Origin of the sequence: Arthrobacter sp. MYb224 (assembly GCF_002975455.1) — a bacterium.
Taxonomy (GTDB): Bacteria; Actinomycetota; Actinomycetes; order Actinomycetales; family Micrococcaceae; genus Glutamicibacter.
In genome coordinates this window covers 497322-520215 of the sequence record NZ_PCPU01000002.1, presented here as the reverse complement: position 1 = coordinate 520215, position 22894 = coordinate 497322, and the positions used below count along the sequence as shown (strand labels likewise).

19 protein-coding genes are annotated in these 22894 nt (G+C 60.4%); 11 read left to right on the top strand and 8 right to left on the bottom strand.

Annotation, left to right across the window (positions count from 1 at the left end; genetic code table 11):
* Positions 1–6 precede the first annotated feature (6 nt).
* Together CQ017_RS05530 and CQ017_RS05525 are read right to left on the bottom strand one after the other, a co-directional pair.
* Positions 7–1041: an ABC transporter permease gene (locus CQ017_RS05530; protein ID WP_105552887.1), complete on the bottom strand. Its 1035-nt coding sequence runs from the start codon at positions 1039–1041 to the stop codon at positions 7–9.
* A 61-nt stretch (positions 1042–1102) separates the two neighbouring features.
* The gene (locus tag CQ017_RS05525; protein ID WP_105552886.1) at positions 1103–2686 is read right to left on the bottom strand and encodes an ABC transporter substrate-binding protein; all 1584 of its coding nucleotides are present in this window, start codon (positions 2684–2686) and stop codon (positions 1103–1105) included.
* A 269-nt stretch (positions 2687–2955) separates the two neighbouring features.
* On the opposite strand from CQ017_RS05525, the gene CQ017_RS05520 reads away from it, so the two are divergent.
* From CQ017_RS05520 to CQ017_RS05505, 4 genes are all read left to right on the top strand, one after another.
* Positions 2956–3948, top strand: coding sequence for a 2-hydroxyacid dehydrogenase (locus CQ017_RS05520; protein WP_105552885.1), 993 nt, complete (start codon positions 2956–2958; stop codon positions 3946–3948).
* 131 nt (positions 3949–4079) lie between these two features.
* A complete protein-coding gene (locus CQ017_RS05515; protein ID WP_105552884.1) occupies positions 4080–4766 on the top strand; it encodes an SDR family oxidoreductase in 687 nt (228 codons plus the stop codon).
* Between the two features lie 199 nt (positions 4767–4965).
* On the top strand, positions 4966–6099 hold the full coding sequence (locus tag CQ017_RS05510; protein ID WP_105552883.1) for a mandelate racemase/muconate lactonizing enzyme family protein: 1134 nt from the start codon (positions 4966–4968) through the stop codon (positions 6097–6099).
* A gap of 60 nt (positions 6100–6159) precedes the next feature.
* On the top strand, positions 6160–6870 hold the full coding sequence (locus tag CQ017_RS05505) for a GntR family transcriptional regulator (protein ID WP_308727242.1): 711 nt from the start codon (positions 6160–6162) through the stop codon (positions 6868–6870).
* 106 nt (positions 6871–6976) lie between these two features.
* Here CQ017_RS05505 and CQ017_RS05500 read toward each other — a convergent pair whose 3' ends face one another.
* Genes CQ017_RS05500 through CQ017_RS05485 form a run of 4 tightly spaced genes read right to left on the bottom strand, consistent with a single transcriptional unit; the run spans position 6977 to position 10546 of the window.
* Entirely contained in the window at positions 6977–7375 is a 399-nt protein-coding gene (locus tag CQ017_RS05500; protein ID WP_105552881.1) for a universal stress protein, read from the bottom strand.
* Complete coding sequence (locus CQ017_RS05495; protein WP_105552991.1) at positions 7372–8901, bottom strand: tripartite tricarboxylate transporter permease; 1530 nt, start codon at positions 8899–8901, stop codon at positions 7372–7374. The genes CQ017_RS05500 and CQ017_RS05495 overlap by 4 nt, the downstream gene beginning before the upstream one ends.
* A gap of 23 nt (positions 8902–8924) precedes the next feature.
* Entirely contained in the window at positions 8925–9497 is a 573-nt protein-coding gene (locus tag CQ017_RS05490; RefSeq protein ID WP_105552880.1) for a tripartite tricarboxylate transporter TctB family protein, read from the bottom strand.
* A gap of 50 nt (positions 9498–9547) precedes the next feature.
* Positions 9548–10546, bottom strand: a complete 999-nt coding sequence (locus tag CQ017_RS05485; protein WP_258133508.1) for a tripartite tricarboxylate transporter substrate binding protein — start codon at positions 10544–10546, stop codon at positions 9548–9550.
* 152 nt (positions 10547–10698) lie between these two features.
* Between CQ017_RS05485 and CQ017_RS05480 the strand changes: the two genes are divergently transcribed.
* From CQ017_RS05480 to CQ017_RS05460, 5 genes are all read left to right on the top strand, one after another.
* Positions 10699–11586, top strand: a complete 888-nt coding sequence (locus CQ017_RS05480; RefSeq protein ID WP_105552878.1) for a LysR family transcriptional regulator — start codon at positions 10699–10701, stop codon at positions 11584–11586.
* 140 nt (positions 11587–11726) lie between these two features.
* Entirely contained in the window at positions 11727–12665 is a 939-nt protein-coding gene (kdgD, locus tag CQ017_RS05475; protein ID WP_105552877.1) for a 5-dehydro-4-deoxyglucarate dehydratase, read from the top strand.
* 51 nt (positions 12666–12716) lie between these two features.
* Positions 12717–14318, top strand: coding sequence for an aldehyde dehydrogenase (NADP(+)) (locus CQ017_RS05470; RefSeq protein ID WP_105552876.1), 1602 nt, complete (start codon positions 12717–12719; stop codon positions 14316–14318).
* Positions 14319–14321: 3 nt separating this feature from the next.
* A complete protein-coding gene (locus CQ017_RS05465; protein ID WP_105552875.1) occupies positions 14322–15650 on the top strand; it encodes an enolase C-terminal domain-like protein in 1329 nt (442 codons plus the stop codon).
* A 127-nt stretch (positions 15651–15777) separates the two neighbouring features.
* Positions 15778–16719 carry an AEC family transporter gene (locus tag CQ017_RS05460; RefSeq protein WP_105552874.1) on the top strand — a complete coding sequence of 314 codons (942 nt, stop codon included), beginning with the start codon at positions 15778–15780 and terminating at the stop codon, positions 16717–16719.
* Between the two features lie 83 nt (positions 16720–16802).
* Here the strand turns inward: CQ017_RS05460 and CQ017_RS05455 are convergent, their stop codons facing one another.
* Positions 16803–17747: a LysR family transcriptional regulator gene (locus CQ017_RS05455; RefSeq protein WP_105552873.1), complete on the bottom strand. Its 945-nt coding sequence runs from the start codon at positions 17745–17747 to the stop codon at positions 16803–16805.
* Between the two features lie 102 nt (positions 17748–17849).
* Here CQ017_RS05455 and CQ017_RS05450 point away from each other — a divergent pair, with 102 nt between their 5' ends.
* Both CQ017_RS05450 and CQ017_RS05445 read left to right on the top strand, forming a co-directional pair.
* Positions 17850–19175: an enolase C-terminal domain-like protein gene (locus tag CQ017_RS05450; RefSeq protein ID WP_105552872.1), complete on the top strand. Its 1326-nt coding sequence runs from the start codon at positions 17850–17852 to the stop codon at positions 19173–19175.
* Between the two features lie 32 nt (positions 19176–19207).
* A complete protein-coding gene (locus CQ017_RS05445; RefSeq protein WP_146112432.1) occupies positions 19208–20203 on the top strand; it encodes an NAD(P)-dependent oxidoreductase in 996 nt (331 codons plus the stop codon).
* 694 nt (positions 20204–20897) lie between these two features.
* Here the strand turns inward: CQ017_RS05445 and CQ017_RS05440 are convergent.
* A complete protein-coding gene (locus CQ017_RS05440) occupies positions 20898–22706 on the bottom strand; it encodes an L-lactate permease (RefSeq protein WP_105552870.1) in 1809 nt (602 codons plus the stop codon).
* Positions 22707–22894: the final 188 nt, after the last annotated feature.

The window sequence follows — 22894 nt, the reverse complement described above, 5'->3', positions numbered from 1 at the left end:
TATCCCCTAAGCGTCGAGCACGGCGGTCGCCGCCGAGCCGGTAGTAGTTGGGGTGGTGGGTGCATTTGGACCGTTTTGCTGTCCACGGTGCTCGACTCGCGCCTTGCGGCGCTTGCGCGCCCCGGCGCTGGGTCGAACCCTCGGATCCAGCAGCGCGTAGCCGATATCGATCAGGATGTTCAGGACAAAGATCGCCACCGCGGTCAGCAGCACACAGGCCTGGAGCACCGCGAAATCCCGTTGCAGAATGGAGTCGATCATCAGCTTGCCAATGCCCGGCCAACCGAAAATGGTCTCCACCACCACCGCGCCATTGACCAGTCCCACCGTCAGGTCACCGGCGACGGTGAGCCCCGGGGCAGCGGCATTGCGCAATGCATGCGCTCCGACCACCCGATATTGGGTTGCACCCTTGGCGCGCGCCAGCTTGATATACGGTTCAGACAGTGAGGAGACCATGGCTCCGCGGACCACCTGGACCAACGTGCCGAAGGGTCGCATCACCAATGTCGCCACCGGCAGCACCCAGGCCGCCATGCCCACCACCCCGGAGGTAGGAACCCAGCCGAGCGTGATGGCGAACACCCAGATCCCTACGATCGCGAGCCAGAAATCTGGGATGGACGCGGCGGTCATGGACAGGAAGCTGGAGAATCTGTCCAAAATGCCGTTGGGCTTCAGCGCCGCGGCGGAACCCACAATAACCGCCAGCACAATCGCGAGGGCCATCGTGGTGCCGGCCAGCTGCAGCGTTGCGGGGAAAGCCCGCAACGCCATGGCGCCCGCGCTTTCACCGGTGCGCATCGATTCGCCGAAATCCAAACGGAGAATTCCGCCGAAATACTGTGCCATTTGTACCCAGATCGGCTGGTCAAGTCCGTTGCGGACCGCGAAGTCTTCTCGCATGGCCTCGGTGGCATTCAACGGCAGGTAGAGCGCCGCCGGGTTGCCGGTCATCCGGGCCAGTGCGAAAACGCCCACGATGACAACCAGCAACGGCAGGGCCGAGGAGATGATCCTTTTACGCAGATAGGTGAGCATGTGACCGTGTACCTTCAGTAATTTTCGTCATTATCTGTTCCACTTCAACAGCATCGGATGCTTACTTCGCGGTGACTTCGGCCAAGCGCAGCTCGTCACCCGAGGATGAGTTCGGTTCGTAGCTCACGGTCCCGGCAATGCCGAGCATGCCCGTCTGATGCGCAATATGGGCGAATTGCACGACCTCGTCATTCTGGTACTGGAAGACCTTTTCGAAGGCCGCCTGGCGGTCCTCGCCGGTGGCGGCATCCGCCGTGTCGATGAGTTCATCCAGCTCCGGGGTTCCGAAGGCCGACTGGGCTCCCTTGGATGTCATGTACTGGTCAACGGTGAAGGCTGCGTCACCGGCTTGGTTCCCGTGCTGGGTCATCAGCATGATGGCGCCGTCCTCGTCCGTGGGGAACGGCCGGACCTGGTAAGTCAGATGCTGGCTGGTCTCAAGCATCTTCAGATTCACGTTGAGCCCCGCCTGGGAAAGCTGCTCCTGGATGACTTGCCCCAATTCCTCGATCTTCGGGAACTGTGCGGTGCGCACAATCATGTTGATCTGCGCCGAGGTTTCCACGCCGTCGTCCTTTGCCTCTGCGACCAAGGACTTGGCTTTTTCGGGGTTGTACTCCCAAACCGGCAGGGATTCGCTGTGCCCCACGACGCCTTCGGGCACGAGTTGGGCCGCGGCCTTGTCGCGCCCGCCGTAGAGCGAGGCGACGATGGCTTCTTTGTCGATGGCATAGTTCACCGCCTGGCGGATCCGGATGTCATCAAATGGTGCCTTGTCCGCGTGCATGCGCAAAGCGACGGTCTCATTGTTCGGATAGGAGACGCCTAGATCCCCGATGCTGTCTTCGGGGCTCAGCCCGGTGGCGATGTCGGCTTCCCCGGAGGTGATCATGGCAGCTCGCACGCTTCCCTCGGAGCGCCACTGGTAGTTCGCCTTGGCAAAGGCCGGGGCCTCGCCCCAGTACTCGGCAAAAGCCGAGGCATCGATGCTTTGACCGGCATTCCATGCATCGAGCTTGTACGGACCGGTTCCGATGGGTTCGCGTACCTTTTCCGTGGTCGAAGTTTCCGCGGGGACGACTTCGAGGAAGGACAAGCGCAGCGGCAGGATCGGGTCCGCTTTCAAGGCGGTGACCTCCACCGTGTTGTCATCCACCGCCTTGACGTCCAAGTCATCGTCGCCAAAGACATAGCCTTCAACATTGCAGCCCAAATCCGAGTTGACGGCGCGGTTTATGGTCGCCGCGGCATCTTCTGCGGTGAAGTCCGATCCGTCGTGGAATTTCACACCTTCGCGAAGCTTCAGCGTCCAGGTGGTGTCGTCCTCGCTGGACCATTCGGTGGCGAGTTTCGGTTCGAGTTCTCCGGTGGAGGGATTGCGTTCGATCAACGGCTCGGTGATGGTCGAACGGACCACCACGCCGGTGCTCGTCAGATTCGATTCGCAGGCCTCAAGCGTGGGAGGCTCCTGCTGCAGCACGATCCGGAGGGTGTCGCCGGCAACGGCCGCCTGCGAGCCGCTGGTGGAATCTTCGGAATTGGCCACCGAGCAACCGGCCAGCGCCGTGGTGCTCAGCAGGGCGCCGGCGGCCACTGCCATGGAGATGCGCCGAGCTCGTGGTGCGGTGTGCGGGGAGTTAGTCATCGTTGTTTCCTTCGACGTACGAGTGCGGGTGCGGCCAGTGCGAAAAACTAGCCTTGTTCGTACCAAAGTTTTGACTGCAGCCGGTGGCCGGTCAAGGGATGACCGGTCGGCGTCATGGCCAAAGAGAAGGATCACTGGTGCCTACCGGCAAGTATCAAATGTGACATGCGCTACATTTCGCGCCTGAATCCTCACCGATACCGTAAGGGCATAGATCTATCCAATCTGCGTGTTGGACTTGAATCGTTGAAAGTTCCTACGATGCAGTTATGCCCACAGATACCAGCGCGTCCGCATCGCGCAACACCACCGCAATCACCGGGAACACCATCGTGCGCGTCGGCCCGGTGAACCCCACCGTCGCGAAGGCCCTTGCCGAAGAATTCGATTCGCTGATCCTTCCCGCGGTCGGCGCCGAGCGCGACACTTTCCTTCAAGTGCACGCGGATGCGATCCGCATCGCCGTATGCTCGGGCAAGATCGGCGTCGATACCGAACTGATGAGCCGCTTGCCCAATCTGGAAGCGATTATCAATTTCGGCGTGGGCTACGATGCCACCGACTTCTCCCAGGCCGCACAGCGCAACATCCCGATCAGCAACACTCCAGAGGTTCTCACCGACTGCGTGGCGGATACCGCGCTGGGCTTGTACTTGAGCACGCTTCGCTCATTGGGTGCAGCCGAGCGATTTGTCCGCAATGGAACGTGGGGCAAGGGAGAGAATTTCCCGCTGGCCACCAGGGCCAGCGGCAAACGCGTGGGCATCCTCGGCCTTGGCCGAATCGGGCAGGCAATCGCCACACGCTTGGAGGCATTTGGGTGTGAAATCCACTATCATAACCGTTCGCAAAAGCCCGGCGTTTCCTATACCTTCCACGGCTCCGCAGCCGAGCTCGCCGCGGCCACCGATGTCTTGATCGTCGCGGCGGCAGGCGGCCCGGAATCGGCCAATCTGGTGGACGGCGAGGTCCTGTCGAAAGTTGGAACGCAAGGCTTCCTGATCAATATTGCGCGCGGCAGCGTGGTGGACGAAGCAGCGCTTGTCCATGCCCTGCAAAATGGCCTGATTGCGGGCGCAGGGTTGGACGTCTTCGCCAAGGAACCGACCGTCCCGCAAGCGCTACTTGCGCTGGATAACGTTGTGCTGCTGCCGCACCTGGGCAGCGGAACGCACGAGACGCGCGCAGATATGGCGGCGATGACCTTGGATAACCTGCGTTCCTATCTGGCAGACGGTTCGCTCGTCACCCCAATCTCCTGACGCGGCCTGCTTTCCAGCGCTCCGGCGGCACCGCGTGAGAAGAGTTGAAGACTCAAACTGCTGAGGCTGGAATATCGCAGCACGACTTCGCGTTGTGCCTAAGACGACAACCGAGGAGAAATGAGCAGAATATGGCCGAAACAAATCGAGTAGTCATTCTTGGCGGACACGGGAAGATCGCCCTTCTCGCGGCGCCCAAACTTGCACGTCAGGGACTGGAAGTCGAGTCCGTGATCCGCAATCCGGACCATGCAGAAGAAATCACCGCGCTTGGCGCGACTCCGGTCGTGCTCGACATCGAGCAGGCCGACGTGGACAGCCTCGCTCGGCAGTTTGCCGGCGCCAAGGCCGTTGTTTTCTCCGCCGGAGCCGGCGGCGGCAATCCCGAACGCACCCTTGCGGTGGACTACCAGGCTGCCGTGCGCACCATGCAGGCAGCGCAGCAGGCTGGAGTGAAGCGCTTTGTGATGGTTTCATACTCACGCGCTGCGGTGGACGTGGACACCCTCGATCCGGAAGATTCGTTCTTCGGCTACGCTAAGGCCAAGCACGACGCAGATGAGTATCTGCGCGGCACCGATCTGGACTACACGATCCTCGGACCGGGCGCCTTGACCCTCGACTCGTCCACCGGGCAAATCGTCCTGGCCGACGCAGAAGGCAAGATCCAGGGTCGCGCCGTGCTGGATGGGAAATCCAACACCTCGCGAGAGAACGTCGCCGAGGTCATCACGCACGTGCTGGCCAAGGATGCGGCGACTCGCCGAACGGTTAATTTCTACGATGGGTCGACCCCGATCGCTGAAGCCATCGGCTAGCCCAAGCCTCCCCTCCACGAAAGACCGCTCGGATGCTCCGGGCGGTCTTTCACTTTAATCTTGGTGACTGCGGTCGGCACCGCGGCAGATCTGGTTGCAGAATCCCAGCAGAACCACTTGTGTCACAACTCCTTAACTTATAATATAAGTTACATGCAGGGCCCGCGCAGGGCACTTTCCCAATAGGAGTTCAAAACTCATGAGCTACACACCAGATGCCATTCGCCACGTCAAGCTTTCTACCGCACGGCTTCCCCTGGCCACACCGATCTCGGATGCCAAGGTCTTCACCGGACGCCAGAAGCCGATGACCGAAGTGGTCTTCCTCTTCGCGGAAATCACCACCGAGCAGGGCCACGAGGGCCTTGGCTTCTCCTACTCCAAGAGAGCCGGCGGCCCCGCGCAGTACGCACACGCCAAGGAAGTCGCACAGACCATGATCGGCGAGGACCCCAACGACATCGCCAAGCTCTACACCAAGCTGCTGTGGGCCGGCGCCTCGGTGGGTCGTTCGGGTGTCGCCACCCAGGCACTGGCGGCCTTGGACATCGCGCTCTACGACCTGAAGTCCAAGCGCGCGGGGCTGCCGCTGGCCAAGTTCCTAGGCGCGCACCGCGATTCGGTCCGCACCTACAACACCTCCGGTGGATTCCTGAACGCAAGCATCGAAGAGGTCAAGGACCGTGCGACTCAATCCATTGCCGAGGGTATCGGCGGCATCAAGATCAAGGTCGGGCTGCCCGACAGCGCCGAAGACCTGCGCCGCGTCGCTGCCGTGCGTGAGCACATCGGGGCGGACTTCCCGCTGATGGTGGATGCAAATCAGCAGTGGGACCGCGCCACTGCCCTGCGCATGGGCCGCAAGCTCGAAGCATTCGACCTGGTGTGGATCGAAGAGCCATTGGACGCCTATGACGCCGAGGGGCATGCGGCGCTGACCGCCGCACTGGATACCCCCATCGCCACCGGCGAGATGCTTGCCTCGGTGGCCGAACACGAGCGCCTGATCTCCGCCCGTGCGTGCGACATCATTCAGCCCGACGCTCCACGCGTCGGCGGCATCACCCAGTTCCTGCGTCTGGCGACGCTAGCCGATCAGGCTGGACTGGATCTGGCACCGCACTTCGCCATGGAAATCCACCTGCATCTGGCAGCCGCCTACCCACGCGAACCGTGGGTGGAGCATTTCGACTGGTTGGATCCGCTGTTCAATGAACGCCTCGAGACCAAAGACGGCCGCATGATCGTGCCGAACCGCCCGGGTCTGGGATTCAGCTTCAGCGACCAGGCACGCGCCTGGACCACCGAAACTGTGGAATTCGGCCGGGCCTAAAGAAACCGCAATAAGCGCCGGGACATCTCATCGAGGTGCCCCGGCGCTTATTCTTGACCTATGGAGAGCATGAAACCGAATCTGACCACCACCCTGGTCCAGCACCTTCGTGAGCGGATCAGCTCCGGGGCAATCGCCCCCGGCGACAAGCTTCCCAGCGAGAATACGCTGATTGCCGACCACGGCGTCTCGCGCACCGTGGTCCGCGAGGCCATCACCCGGCTGCAAGCCGAGGGGCTGGTGCATACGCGCCGTGGCGCAGGCAGTTTCGCGCTGACTCCCCCGGCAGAGGATGCCTCGGCCCAGGCACGCGTGCCGCGTACCCTGGCCGAACGCCGTCAGCTGATCGAGTTCCGCATGGGCTTTGAATCCGAAGCGGCGGCAAATGCCGCAAGCCGCTCTGCCTCAGCGAATCTCACGGACATGGATTCGGCGCTGGCCGCTTTCCGCGCCGCCGGCCCCAACGCCGCCCAGGCCATGAGCTGTGACTACGAATTCCATCTGGCGGTCGCTCGCGCCAGCGCGAACCCATACTTCGTGCAAGCGGTAGAGCTCTTCGGTCCGGCAATGATCGCCATGCCACGCCAGCGCTTCTCGATCCCCGACGGCAAGCTTGCCCCGCGCCTGGAACGCGTCGCTGAGGAACACGAAGCAATCCGAGCGGCCATTGCCTCCGGAAACCAGTTGTCCGCCAGCGCCGCCATGCGCATGCACCTCGCGAACTCGTTGCATCGGCTGGACCTTGAATCTGGCATTTCCGAGGGCAACTAGCAGGCATCTGGGCAGCCTCGACGCTGCCTGCCACAGCATCAAAGCCGCAGCTACCCCGGATTTTCGGGATAGCTGCGGCCTTGAATTATCTACTGAGAAGCGCTTGCTACGTTTGCTCCACCTTCACCGCAAGCACCGGGTGTTGGGCCTGGAGCAAGATGCGTTGTGCTTGGGAACCCATGATGAACTTCCCCACCTGCGAACGCTGGCGAAGCCCAATGACGATCAGTGACACCTGGTGCTCGTCCGCCAGTCCCAGGAACTCTTCGGTGAGATCGTCACGGTAGGTCGATTCGAGCACCCGAGCCTCGATTCCCGCCTGTGCGGCGGATTCCAGGACCCTGGCCAGATCTTCCGGCGATGCGGTGTTCTTGTCAACCAAAGAACCATCACGTGAGGAATTGACGATCAGCAGCTCCTCCTGGCGCAGCTTCGATTCTTTGATTGCCGCGGCTACCGCGGCCTCTCCGACATTGCTGGGAACGTATCCGACGATGATACTCATGCGTTTTCCTTTTCCTTCGCGACCGCGGCGGCTATCGAGCCGTTTTTGCGCCTATCGATAGCTGACTTAATCATTGGCCATACAGCAACAAAGATGAACAGAGCCAGCAGCGTTGCAGAGATTGGACGGGTGAAGAACCCCGTGGGATCTCCTTCCAGCACCAGCAGGGAGCGGCGCAGGTTGGATTCCAGCAGGCTGCCCAGGACGAAGGCCAATACCAGTGGGCCTGGTTCAAAGCCGAACTTCTTCATCAGGTAGCCAAGCGCGCCAAAGAGCACCACCAGCAGCACGTCGAACATCGAGTTTCGGATCGTGTAGGCCCCCAGCAGGGTGATCAATGCGGTAATCGGAGCGAGGATCGCCGCACGGATGCGCAGGATCCTGACGAACACCCCGATCAGGGGAATGGACATGATCAGCAGCAGGATATTGCCGATGTACATCGAATTCACCACGCCCCAGAACAGTTCTGGGTCGTTGCTAATCAGCTGCGGACCGGGGGTCACACCCTGGATCAATAGCGCACCGAAAATAATCGCCATGGTCGCGTTGGCTGGGATGCCCAAGGTGAGCAAAGGTATGAAGGAACTGGTCGCCGCGGCGTTATTTGCCGATTCTGGACCGGCAACGCCTTCGATGGCTCCCTTGCCAAATCGTGAGGGGTCCTTCGCGGTTTTCTTTTCCATGGCGTACGAGGCAAGCGAAGAAATAGTCGCGCCGCCACCTGGCAGAATCCCCAGGAAGAATCCGAGCACCGAACCGCGGCCGATAGCTCCCGAAGCCTCTTTGATGTCTTTGGCCTTGGGCCAGACATTTGAGACCTTCATCGGAGCCGTGGCGGCGCGGTGGCGTTCTTCAAGGTTGTAGAGGATCTCACCGACGCCGAAGAGTCCCATGGCGATGGGCACGAAGTCGATGCCGTCTGCCAGCGACAGGTTTCCGAACGTGAAACGTTCGGCGCCGGTGAATCCATCACGTCCAACGGTGGCCAGGAACAGGCCAACCGCGGCGGCGATGATCGCCTTGATTTTCGTGCCACCAGAGATGGTGGCAACCAGCAGGATGCCGAGCATTGCCAGCGCGGTATATTCCGGTGGTCCGAAATCCAACGCAAAACTGGCAACCAGAGGGGCCAGGAAGGTCAGCCCGATAATGGAGACCGTGGCGCCAAAGAAGGAACCGATGGCCGCGATACCCAGGGCGGTACCAGCCCGGCCTTGTTTGGCCATGACATATCCGTCAAAGACGGTGACCACGCTGCTTGCTTCACCGGGCAGGCGAAGCAGTACCGAGGTGATGGTGCCACCGTACTGGGCACCGTAGAAAATTCCTGCGAGCATAATGATCGCGGTGACCGGCTCGACGCCGTAGGTCATCGGCAGCAGGATCGCGATCGTCGCGGCGGGGCCGAGGCCCGGCAGCACGCCGATGAGCATACCGACGACGACACCGAGCAGGCAGTAAAGAAGGTTAGTGGGGTCCAAGACGACGGTGAAGCCGTCCATGACCGGTCCGAAGAATTCCATGCGCATATACCTTTACTTGCGACTTAAAACAGTCGGGGAATGGTGGTGCCGAGGGCGGCGATGAAGATCGCGTAGAAGGCGGCGACAATCAAAATCGAGTAGATCGTGGCAGACCTCCAGCGTTCACCACCCAACCAGCGCATCCAGACGAAGCACAACAACAGTGCCGGAACTTCAAAGCCAATCAGCGGCATCAGCACCACCATCAGGATCAGCGTTCCGAAACCAATGGCTGCATACCAGCTCATGCCACTGAATTTCTCGCCGTCCTTGCCTCCGGAGCGTCCGACAATGATCTGTGCAATTGCCATCACACCGGCAATCAGCGTGACGATAAATGGCCACATGCCGGCCGCTGGCGCCGCCGGGGTCCCCAGCCCCAACCCGATGGACAGCGCCAGTCCGGCGATGCTCAGCGCGAGAACCACCAAGGACGAAACCAGGTTTGCGATAGGTCCAGCTGGTTCCGGAGCTTCGGCTTCCCATTGGGCTGCCAGCTCTTCGGGTGTCAGATCGTCAAGCTCGACACCCTCCGCCGGAGCCTGCGGGGCAGCCGGCTCAATAGGCCGAGCTTCTTCAGCCTTTTTCGCGTCCATAACTTTCATCCTTTGGTACTCACTTTCGGGTTGGGACCAGTAGCTACTGGTTACTTACCTGCCAGCGAGATGCCGTGCTCTTCGGTCAGGTCCTTGTACTTGGCTGCCAGTTCATTCCATTCGGTGACAACCTCTTCGCCCGAAATCTCGTGAGGGGTGAGCATGTTCTGCTCGTTGAAGCTCTTGTAGCTATCGGTGCCCACCGCGTCCTTGATCGAGGCCACGAGCGTATCCTTGGCCTCGTCGTCCAGGCCCTTAGGCGCTGCGATGGCGCGGTACTGGGATACGGGAACTTCATAGCCTGATTCGATGGCGGTCGGAACATCCGGCAGGAACTCATTGCGTTCCTTGGAGAAGATCACAATCGGGGTCACGGTACCCGCATCGATCTGCGGCTTGGCTTCGCCCAGCTGAATCGTGGAGATCTGCACCTGGTTGCCCATAACGGCGGTCAACGCCGGGGAACCCGAGTCGAAGGGAACGGTGGTTCCCGCGATATCAGCCTGCGCCAAGAGCAGCGCCTGGGCCAGCTGCGAACCGGTGCCAACACCGGTGGTGCCGAAGGAAAGCTTCTCGTCACTGTTCTTAATGTCCTCTAGGCTCTTCACACCCGAGTCGGTGCTGGCGACCATCACGTAGTCGTCTTGGGATAGACCCATGAGCACATCCAAGTCGTCGAGGGAGACGGCTTCTTCTTCCGAAACCGCCAACGGTGTGATGGTGATCAGCGACGCGTTGAGCAGGATCAGGTTCTGGCCATCGGCTTCCAAGGCCGCTACTTCCTGAGTAGCCAAGGCGCCGTTGGCACCGGGCTTATTCACCACGGGCATGGAAACGCCCAGGGATTCGGCCATGCCTTCCGCAGCAGCGCGGGAAATCAGGTCGGTGGAACCGCCGGGAGCCTGGCCCACCGTGAGCGTTACCGGACCGCTCGGGAATTCGCCGGAGGCCGTGCTGTCGCCGACGTTGCCGCCACAGGCGGTCAGCGCGAGGGCCGCGCCGGCGGCGGAAAGCGAGAGGAGGGTGCGTCGGGTCATGCGATTTTTCACGGGAAGATCTCCTATGGTTTCGAGTGTATGAGTCCGATTAATGCTGGCCTCGTGAGGCAGCTCACCAATCAGGTCTCCGGTACAGCCTAGAAAATAGATATGATGCATGTCCAAGGTCAACTATGCATGGAATGATTCCCGAAAGGTATCAAGTGTTCACTCTGGATCAGGCCCGCAGCTTCGTTGCGGTAGCAGAAGAGCTGCATTTCGGACGGGCGGCCGAACGTCTGAATATGACGCAACCTCCGCTGAGCCGGCAAATTCAAAAGCTGGAAAGGTCGGTCGGAGTTGAACTGCTCGAACGAGATAACCGCCGCGTTTCATTGACCGCGGCCGGCCACGCATTCCTCACCGATGCCCGGCGGCTGGTGGTTGCCGCCGAACGGGCCCCGGATAACGCGCGGCGCATTGCAGCGGGCCAACTCGGTGAACTGCGGATCGGGTTCACTGCAGCATCTGGCTTTAGCCTCTTGGGTCCGCTGCTGGCCGAAATCACCGAACAAATGCCAGAGGTCCATCTCGATCTCGTGGAGATGGTGACCAGCGAGCAGGTCGACGCGCTGCTTGACGGGGATTTGGATCTGGGACTTGCCCGGCCGCCATTTGACGCGAAGCTCTTCGAATCCACCTTATTGTTTTCCGAGGGGCTCTTTGCCGCGGTGCCCACTGGGCACCGTCTTGATCTGCTGCAGCGAGAACTCGTTTTTGATGATCTGCGCGAAGAACCACTGATCATGCACTCTTCGACCAAGGCGCGCTACTTCTACGACTTGGTGGTCCGCCGGCTCAATGTGGAGCACAAGAACGTGCGCCATACCGTAAGCCAGATCCTCACCATGGTTGCCTTGGTGTCCGCCGGACGCGGTATCGCGATTGTTCCGGAAAGCGCCAAGCTGCTGGGCGTGCACGGGGTCAGCTACCTGCGGCTTGGCGACGTCACCGACGATCCCGTGCAATTGCACGCCATCTGGAGCAAGACCTCCCGCAATCCGGCGCTTGGACGCCTGGTGGACATAGTGCGCGGCTCGCTGCATGGTTAATGATGCTCGTAGGGTATCAAACAATATAAATATGGGCTTGGACAGGCATCACACTAGCTCCATACGCTGGGGACAACGGATTCAATCCACCCACCTTCCGTCGATTCATCTTGCGACGGATCAAGAAAAGGACCATCCCCATGGCTCAGTACACTCCCGCCGAACTCGCCGACAAGCTCAAAGACGGGCTGCTCTCCTTCCCGGTCACCGCGTTCGATGCTGACCTCGAAATCGACGAGGCAACCTACCGCCGCCATCTGGACTGGCAGTCGAGCTTCGACGTCGCGGGCCTGTTCGCAGCCGGCGGCACCGGCGAAGGCTTTGCGCTGACCTCAGAAGAAGCAGCAAGAGTTGTGCGCATGGCCGTGGAAGAAGCCGGCTCACGAGTTCCGGTGCTCGCTTCGGCCGGCGGTTCCACCAAGCAGGCCATCCAGAACGCCCAGGACGCCGAAGCCGCTGGCGCCGAGGGGTTGCTGCTGCTGCCTCCATACCTGACCGAGTGTGACCAGGAAGGCCTGTACCAGCATGTCTCCTCGATCTGCTCCGCAACCAAGACCGGCGTGATCGTGTACAACCGCGCCAACGCCGTCTACTCGGCGGACACGGTGGCCCGACTGGCAGAAAACCACGAGAACTTCATTGGCTTCAAGGACGCCAACGGCGACATTGAGCACCTGACCAAGGTCTACGCCAAGAACGGCGATCGCTTGTTCTACCTCGGCGGCCTGCCCACTGCCGAGACCTTTGCGCTGCCACTGCTGCAGCTGGGCATGAGCACCTACTCCTCGGCCATGTACAACTTCGTCCCGGAATTCGCCCTGGACTTCTACAAGGACGTACGCGCTCAGGACCGCGTGGCAGTCAACGAAAAGCTCAACCGATTCGTATTGCCGTACCTGGATATCCGCGACCGCGTCAAGGGCTACGGTGTCTCCATTGTCAAGGGCGGGTTGAAGGCCATCGGCCGCGACTCGGGTTCGGTACGCCCACCGCTGCAGAACCTGACCGAGCAGGACCTTGCGGATCTGAGCGCACTGATCCAGCAGGCAGGCATTGTGCCCGCCGGGGCCATCCACTAAGCCAAGCCTCGTTCATCACCGGCAAACAAATACGTCGAATCAGGAGTAATAATGACTATCAATACTCAGAACTTGACCGGGCAATCAATCCTTGCGGGTATAACTACCGCCGGAAACGGCCGCGCAGTACACGGCTACAACCCTGCCACCAATGAACCGCTGGAGCCGGCATACTCGCTGATCGATCTGGACCAGCTAAAGATCGCCACCGCGGCGGCGGCCGAGGCTTTCGAATCCTTCCGTTCGCTGGAACCCGCGAAGCACGCGGATTTCCTGGATGCGATTGCCGAGAACATCGAAGCCGTGGGTGCCGAGCTGGTAGCACGGGCCATGGCGGAAACCGGGCTTCCCGAGGCGCGCCTGACCGGCGAGCGCGGTCGCACCACCGGGCAGCTGCGGCTGTTCGCAAAGGTTGTCCGCCAAGGCGACCAACACGGGGTCCGCGTAGATCCGGCGCTTCCGGAACGCGCCCCGCTCCCGCGCGTTGACATTCGCCAGCGCAAGATCGCTGTAGGACCGGTTGCGGTCTTCGGCGCCTCCAACTTCCCGCTGGCATTCTCCACCGCGGGCGGAGACACCGCCTCGGCGCTGGCCGCTGGTTGCCCGGTTGTTTTCAAGGCACACAACGCCCACCCGGGGACCAGCGAGATTGTCGGTCAGGCAATCAGCAAAGCTGTTGCGGACTTTGGCCTGCACCCGGGCGTCTTCTCGCTGGTTTATGGTCCGGGCGCGACCATCGGCCAGGCCCTCGTAGCGGATCCAGTGATCAAGGCAGTTGGATTTACCGGTTCGCGTTCGGGCGGCACGGCACTAATGGCTACCGCGGCCGCACGTCCAGAGCCGATTCCGGTCTACGCCGAGATGAGCTCCATCAACCCAGTGATCTTCTTTGACGGTGCGCTGTCCGAAGATCCAGCCGCGCAGGCAAAAGCCTACCTGGGTTCTGTCACCGGTTCCTCGGGTCAGCTGTGCACCGCACCGGGATTGGTCTTCGTGCCTACCGGCACTGGCGGTGACGCATTTGCGCAAGCCATCAGCGGCCAGGCTCCGAATACCGCGGGGCAGACAATGCTGACCGAAGGAATCTACAACTCCTGGATGCAGGGTGTCGAGGCCTTAGGCGACCAGCCGGGCGTCGAGCTGTTGGGTCGCGGTACCGAAGGAGCCGGTCAGAATGCACCGGCACCTGCCATCTACTCCTCCTCGGTAGAACAGCTGCTGGAGAATCCGGTGCTTCAGGATGAAATCTTTGGTGCGGCTTCGCTAGTGATTCGCTACGATTCCGCTGCCGAACTGGTCACCGCGCTGTCAAAGCTGGAAGGCCAGCTCACCGCGACCTTGCAGCTCACCGATGCGGACCACGAAACCGCTGCCGCGGTACTCCCGATCTTGGAAACCAAGGTTGGCCGTATCCTGGTCAACGGCTGGCCAACGGGCGTTGAGGTGGGCCACGCCATGGTGCACGGCGGGCCGTTCCCGGCCACCTCGGATCCGCAGACCACCTCGGTAGGTACGCTGGCTATCGAACGTTTCTTGCGCCCCGTTGCCTACCAGAACTTCCCCAACGCGCTGCTGCCACGGCCGATCGCCAAGGACAACCCTTGGAATCTGACCCGACGCATCGATGGCGCACTGACAACCACCGGAGAGTAGTCGATGAGCAGCCAGCCAACTATCGCCTCGATTCAGGTCATTCCCGTTGCCGGACACGATTCGATGCTGTTGAATCTCTCCGGTGCCCATGGCCCCTTCTTTACCCGAAATATCGCCATTGTCACCGATTCCGAGGGTCGCACCGGCCTGGGTGAGGTGCCCGGCGGCGAAGCGATCCGTTCGACCATCGAAGAGGCCGGTACGCTGCTCACCGGCGCTCCCGTCGCGACATACCGTACGCTGCTGCGCCGGGTCGCGTCCCGCTTCGCGGACCGGGATTCCGGCGGACGCGGGACGCAGACCTTCGATCTGCGCACCACGGTGCACGCGGTGACAGCCATCGAATCCGCCTTGCTGGATCTCCATGGCCAGTTCCTCGGCGTGCCGGTGGCCGAGTTGCTCGGCGATGGGCAGCAGCGCGACGCGGTGCCAATGCTCGGCTACCTGTTCTACGTGGGCAACCCGGATCGGACCGACCTTCCGTACCTGCGCGAATCGCAGGGTGCGGATGACTGGGCGCGCGTGCGCCGCGAAGAGGCCATGACTCCCGAAGGCATTGTCCGCTTGGCCGAGGCGGCCCAGCAGCGCTACGGCTTCAAGGACTTCAAGCTGAAGGGCGGAGTCCAGGACGGCGACGCCGAGGTGGACGCCGTCATCGCACTGAAGGACCGTTTCCCCGAGGCTCGAATCACCCTTGATCCCAATGGCGGATGGTTGTTGGAGGACGCGATCCGGTTGGGCAAGCGCATGGCCGGGGTGGTGGCCTACGCCGAGGATCCCTGTGGTCCGGAGGGACGCTTCTCGGGCCGCGAGGTGATGAGCGAGTTCCGCCGGGCCACCGGGCTGCAGACCGCCACGAACATGATCGCGACCGACTGGCGGGAAATGTCTCACGCGGTGCGCACCAACGCGGTGGATATTCCGCTGGCCGACCCGCATTTCTGGACGATGTCCGGTTCGGTGCGTGTTGCCCAGCTCTGCGACGAATTCGGATTGACTTGGGGGTCGCATTCCAATAACCACTTCGATGTCTCGTTGGCCATGTTCACCCAGGTAGGTGCGGCCGCACCGGGCGAGATCACTGCCCTGGATACGCACTGGATTTGGCAGGACGGCCAGGGACTCACCGAGGATCCGCTGCTGATTCGAGATGGGGAAATCAAGGTTCCGCAGCGCTCCGGTTTGGGCGTCACGCTCAACATGGACCGCGTGCAGGAAGCTCACGAGCTGTACCTCGAACAGGGGCTGGGTTCACGTGACGATGCGGTGACCATGCAATATCTGATCCCCGACTGGACCTTCGATTCGAAGAGGCCTTGTCTGGTTCGCTAGCGGGCAGCAGTAGAATCTGAATAATGCGCCGTGGACGGTGAGGATAGCTTTCAGCGTTATCCTCACCGTCCATAGCTGCGAATAACCGCAGACTTGGCAGCACCAATTTTTGGGCGAGGAAGGCAACATGCAAGGAGTTTTGCAAGGATTTGCCGTTGTCCTGATACTCATTGGCATTGGCCTGCTGACCTCGATAGCATTGCCGCGAAAACGGGTGGCAATTGCTCAGGGGCTGACCCCACTCATCTTCTACATCACCAACCCCGCGCTGATGTTCACCCTGCTGGCAAGCACGGACCTGCATGCGGTTATCGGAGTATTCACCCCGATAGCATTGATCACCGCCGTGTTAACCGGGGCGCTGTATGCCTTGGTAGCGAAGCTGGTTTTCAAGACTCCGGCACAGCGGCTGCCCGCCGCGGCCATGTCCACAAGTTACGTCAACGCCGGAAATATCGGGGTGCCGCTGGCCCTCTACGCGGTGGGGAGCACCAACCCTGTGGTCTCGGTGCTCATTGCGCAGCTGCTGATCATTGCACCGGTCTACCTGTGCATGTTTGCGGTGGTCTCCCGCGCTCCGCGCGGGGACACAGGCAATATGCCGCTTGCGAAGACGATCCTCAAGTCCATCGCCAATCCGGTCACCATTGCAACCTTGCTCGGCGCGGTCTTCTCGTTCTTTGGCTTGCGGCTGCCCGAAGTCATTCACGCTCCAGTGCAAATGCTCGGCGATGCGTCGATTCCCCTCTTGCTCATGGCCTTCGGCATGGCGTTGTACGGCCAGCGCCCGCTGTCCGATAGGGACCTGCGAGGCGAAATCTATCTGGCGACCGCCTTCAAGGTGCTTTTCATGCCGGTGTTCGCCTGGCTCGTGGCCCGATTCGTCTTCGGCTTAGCAGGAATTGAGCTTCTCGGCGTGGTGATCATGGCGGCGTTGCCCACCGCGCAAAACGTCCTGCTATTCTCCCAGCAGTTCAAGCTGCCCGTTGCCGTACCGCGAGAAGTGGTGCTGACCAGTACCTTGCTCACCATCCCTGTGGTCCTGCTGGCAACATTCTTGTTGGGTTAGGCAGGAACCGAACCGGGAATGGAAGCGGCGGCCAAGCCTTGCTCGTTCCAGCGGTCCAGCGCCGCTAGTTTGCGCAGCCGCAGCTACCTGGCGATGGCTCCATGGGAGGGGATGACCGCACCTTCAACACTTTCCAAAGATTCAAGAAATACTTCCTTGAGCCGTTTGGCTGCCGGGTTGGCCGACGATTCTTCCCACGCCAAGAAAATGTCCGAATGGTTCAGCCCCTGCAATCCGTCGGGGCCAACCAGTTCTTCAAACACCACTCCGGTCGGTGCAAAGTCCATGGCGCTTGCCGGTACGAGCGACACACCCAATCCGACTCCCACCAGAGCCATTAGCGCTGGGATCTGGCTAGCGATCTGGCTAATCCTTGGCTTGGCATTGACCGAGTCAAACAATCGGAGCACCAAGTCGTAGAAGTAGCGCGCCTCATTGGTTGAATACATCATCAGCGGCAGCCCCACGAGTTCCTTGATGAGCACTCCCTTCCCGGTGACCAGATAGTGTCCTTCCGGAAGCGCGACAACCAGCCGGTCCTTTTTGATCAGGCAAGTTTCCACTCCGGCACGGTTCACTACCGGTCGCAGCAACCCAATATCGATGGTCCCCTTGCTCAACGCGTCAAGCTGGTCGACGGAGACAGCCTCGCGCAGCACCATGGTCACGTCCGGTAATTGTTGGGCGGCTCTGGCCAGGAATTCTGGGAGCACCGATTGCCCGGCCACGGAGGTATACCCGACAACCACCGTCCCCGATTCCCCCGAGGACACACGGGACACTTCGAGGCTGGTCTTTCGGCTCATATCCAAAAGGCGTCGCGCATTAGGCAACAGCACCTCACCGGCGGCCGTGAGCGCAACGTTGCGCGAGCTGCGAATGAATAGTTTTGCCTGGAGCTCGCGTTCAAGCAATTGGATCTGCCGGCTCAATGGCGGTTGCGTCATATTCAAACGTTCAGCTGCGGCGCCGAAGTGAAGTTCTTCGGCGACAGCGACAAAGGACTCAAGCTGAATCAGCGTGAACATCAATGCACCTCTTGAATCGTTGATTGCATAATTTAGCTTGGACAGGTATCGATCCGTGCTCTTAGTGTGAGTCTAAACGCCAACGAAAACCGGAGCACCAATATGTCGCACATACCTTCCCTCGGCAGCCTCGCATCGCTGACCCCTCACACCTCAAGACCGCCGGTGCGCATTTCCGACATTCAAGTCACCCCGGTGGCATTCGCAGACCCACCGCTCTTGAATTCAGTAGGAGTCCACGAACCATTCGCCCTTCGTGCCATCGTGGTGGTTCGTACGGAAGGCGGGCATTATGGTCTGGGCGAAACGTATGGGGATGCAGTCCATGTGAGCAGGCTGCGGCGAGCCGCAGCCAGCCTGATCGGCGCAGACGCTTTTAATACCAATAGAATTTCGTCTTTGGTCTCGCAATCCTTGTTGGACGATAACGGCGTTGGTGGTCATGGGACCGGAGGCATGGTCACCACCACGTCGCTCGATGACCGTGTACTCTCTGCTTTCGACGTTGCCTGTCTGGATATTCAGGGCAAGATCCTCGGGGTGCCGGTCAGCACCCTGCTCGGTGGTGCAGTACGGGATGAGGTCGAGTTCAGCGGATACCTGTTTTACAAGTGGGCGGCGCACCCCGGATTGGACGATGATTCGTGGGGCGAAGCACTCGACCCTGCCGGAATAGTCGCCCAGGCTCGCAGGATGGTTCGCGATTGCGGATTCAAAGCACTCAAGCTAAAGGGCGGGGTGTTCCCGCCCGATCAGGAAGCCGAGGCGATCCTTGCCCTACGCCAAAGGTTCCCGGACATTGCCTTGCGCATCGATCCAAATGGCGTGTGGACCGTGGAAACTGCAATTCGCATAGGACAACGGTTAGCGCCCGTTCTTGAATACCTTGAGGACCCTTGCCTCTCGATTGCCGATAACGCACAGGTGCGGGCAGCCATCGATCTGCCCGTCGCCACGAACATGTGCGTGGTGTCGTTCAATGACCTGCCTCCCGCTATCGAAGCCGGAGCGGTTGACGTTGTGCTTTCCGACCATCATTTCTGGGGAGGGCTGAACCGTTCCCGGCTTCTGGCCGGGATTGCCGAAACCTTTGATCTTCGCCTATCAATGCACTCGAATTCCCACTTGGGCATTAGCTTCGCGGCGATGATCCAGCTCGCCGCCGCTACCAAAAACATTGACTATGCTTGCGACACTCATTGGCCTTGGAAACGGACTGAAGATGACGTGATAGTTCCAGGCGTATTGGAAATATCAGACGGGGCAGTCAAGGTTCCGACATCTCCAGGTCTGGGCGTAGAACTGGACGAGGTAGCCCTAGAACGCATGCATCAGCAGTATCTGGACTGCGGAATGACCAAGCGCGATGATACTTCGTACATGCAAGGCATCGATCCCACGTACGAGCTTAAGAGCCCTCGTTGGTAACGCCGCTGCGCGTAGTGGTCACAGATCCTATCGTGTCCCGCCTTGCACCTTTGTTCAAGGAGCTTGGCCCCGAGCACGATTGGGAATTCGTCGCCCACCTGTCCCCTGCCGAGCAATCCAAACATGTTTCCATGTCCGATGTGCTGGTCTGCTCTAAGTTGAACTCGGAAGACGCTGCGCAATGCCCGGCGCGGCTGGTTCATGTCACCGGTGCGGGCACGGATCGAGTCGCGTTGGCCAGCTTGCCTAGTTCAACGCTGGTTGCGCGCACCGCGCACCATGAGCGTTCCATTGCCGAACACGTATTGATGGTGATTCTGGCCCACCAGCGGCGGCTCTTCTCCGCGGCCGAAGAACTGCGTCAAGGAAGCTGGAGGTCGGTTTCCACCGCTCAGGCTGTTCCGCTGCACCGTACTTTCAGGGATTTGACCATCGGTTTCATTGGACTGGGTGGCATCGGTGAGCAAACCTTGGAATTCACCACCGCCTTAGGTGCCAGCGCGATAGCCGTGCGAAGAACACCACTTGGCGATAGGCATCCAAATCCACAGCTGAGGTGGGTGAAAGGTCTAGGCGCCTTGCCCGAGCTTCTACGTGACAGCGACGTAGTGGTCCTCGGATTACCGCTAACCGATGAAACCCGCGGCCTCATCGGCGAAAAAGAACTAACGCACATGCGTGATGATGCCTTGCTGGTCAACGTTTCGCGCGGGGAGATCGTTAATGCTTCGGCGCTCTACGCGGCACTGGCCGACGGAACAATCGGAGGCGCAGCCTTAGACGTGTGGTGGGGTGCTCCCTATGGTTCCCAAGCACCCGCGGAGGTTCGAAGGTTCGCCGCCTTGCCGAACGTCATCGCTACCCCGCACTACTCGGGGCACGCTGTGGAAACCTTCGAAAAGCGCGTTCGGGAAATCACCAGCAACATCAACGCATTTGCCGGCGAGCTTCCGCTGAGCAACAAAGTCGAAATCCCGCCGAACCGACGTAGGCAACGGACAGGAGGGCCGGTGACGACTTCTTTTTAGCGATCTTCATCGAAAGCATCACTCCAAGCTACGAAGCTCAACGCCTTACCCCTAGCCAGCACTTTCCTGCTGACCAGCGCGGAGCCACTTCGCCGCTGGCCGGAAAACTAACGACGGCTTTTGGCATTCCGCTGCCCTTGAACCGACCGGTGCGTTCGCTCTGCAAGCAGACGGCGTCCCACGCGATGTCTCCCTCGCGTTCAAAGGACTACGCTATGTCGTTCTCGACCCGATGATGATCGCCTGCTATGCAGTTGGCATCGGTTCGTCCGCAACCACGGTTCGCTTGGACTCCGTCACCGGTGACCGTTTCTGTGCTGCTTACGGGCACGCAGCGGACCGCCCAGCTCAGGCGGCATTACGTTCCTCGTTGCGCAAATTAAATTAATTCCTGGCTCGCGTGCCTGATGAGGTCGCGGCAGTCGCTCTTCGGGCCAATGCTGAGGCTAATCCCCCAATAGTGGCGACCACCGCTGGAACCCGAGACTGCTCGCGGCGTAGGCGGGGTTTTCAGATCTATAATCTGCCGCTACGTAATTTCAAAAGCATCTTCCTTGCGCGAATCGTTTTGGAGTCCGGGACGTTGCGAGCAGCCTCCTGCCTCGCCGTACGCGGTCGATTCGCAACACCCAGAGCACACGAGCGAGCCCAGGCAAGCCCGCATGAATGCCGGCTTGCCTGGGCTCCTCTTTTTCTAGTCCGAGAGCTTCGGGGAGTGGATCCCGGAATGCTTGCCTGCGACATATGGCCTTTGCTTGAGCATCCACCGCACGATCAGCGCGATGGCTATCAGCAGCACCGCCAGCATGATTGTGCCGGCATTCAGCCCCAGCCCGTGAATGAACAGGAAGGAAAGTGTGCCGCCGGCCAAGCAGTAGTAGATCGTGACGAGGATCGTCTTGCGCAGCAAATCACCTTCGCGTCCTAGCAATCCAACAGTCGCCGAGGCGGCCACGATGTTATGGATGGAAATCGGATTTCCACCAGCTCCACCGACGGCCTGTGCCGCCACAATGGATTCCGGAGGAACGCCGATCTGCGCCCCGGTGGAAAATTGGAACTGCGAGAAGGTCAGGTTCGAAATCGTATTGGAGCCTGCCACGAACGCTCCCAACGCGCCGATCCACGGCGCGATGAGCGGCCAGAAGCCCCCGGAAATCGCCGCGGCGCCCTCGGCCAACGTCACCGGAATGCTGGAGAGTCCCGAATTGTTCAGTTCCGGTCCCGATTGGATCAGGATGCGCACCAGCGGAACGGCGAAGAGCAATGCAACGGCGGTGCCAAAGAGCTGACCGGCCGACACCTTGAAAGCTCGTGCAATTTGGGCGCCGTTCATCTTATGCAAGACGAACGCAAAGACGGAAGCGAGGATAAGCACGAAGCCGGGAAGGTAGAACGGTTGGATACTGGTGCTGATTCCGGTGCCGAGAATGTCCGCTACTGGAATCGCCAGTCCCGTCAGGAATGCTTTAAGGTCCGGGATCACTCGTGTCGCGACCAAAAGAGTGCCCATCAGAATATAGGGCGCCCAGGCACGGAGCACACCCATGCGCCCGGTAAGGTCAACGGCCTTGGCCGATTCGAGGGAGCCCATCCAACGCTCGGACCAAGTCTCTTTGGGCCCGAAGTCGAAGACTTCCTTGGGCATCAGGAATCCACGGCTGGAGGTAAACATGACCAGTGCCAGGCCGATCAGCCCACCGAATAGCGAGGGGAATTCAGGACCGAGGAAGCGGGCGGTAAGTACAGAAGGAACCGTCATGGCCAGGGATGCGTAGATGGCGAAGGGCCATACGGCCAGACCATCACGGAAGCGGCGCTCCGGACCGAAGAATCCGGTGAGCATGCAGACCATAATTAACGGAATGAGCAAGCCTACGATGGCGTGGATTATTGCGACTTGCAGTCCGATTGAACCCACGAATTCCGGCATGGTCACGCCCAGCACGCTGATACGTTCTGCCACTGCAGGATCGCCACCGAGCCCCTGCTGGACGCCAATCAGGATCGGGGTGCCCACCGCGCCGAAACTCACCGGCGTGCTCTGGATGATCAAGCCCACCATCACCGCGGCCATAGCCGGGAAGCCCAAGGCCAGCAGCAACGGCGCGACAACGGCGGCAGGAGTACCGAAGCCCGAGGCCCCTTCGATGAAGCTGCCAAACAGCCAGCCGATGATCACCGCTTGGACGCGGCGGTCGGGAGAAATGTTGTTGAACCCGGCCCTGATGGTGGACATTGCGCCACCAACGGTAAGCGTCGCGAGCAACAGCAAAGCGCCGAACACGATGTACAGCATGGTTGCCGCGACGATGAGCCCTTCAATCGAGGCTGCAAGCACACCGCTGAAGTCCATTTTCCAGACGAATAGTGCCACCAGCACCGCAACGACATATCCGACCGGCATCGCGAATTTCGCGGGCCAGCGGAAGCCTGCGAGCAACACTCCAACCACTAATATCGGCGCCAGCGCGAGCAACGCGAGCACAGCTAAGTTGTCCATATTTCTGATCCTCTCTGACCATACTTCCGCAGACTTCCAATCTGCGTCCAGGCAGCTTCACTTTGTGCGAGAAACCAATCACCTTATGGTCAGACCACTATGGTCTGACCATAAGAGCATAACCTATTCTCACATAAATTGTGAGGGTAGTCACGCAATGGATCTTGCCATAGCTCCCGAGAGAACTT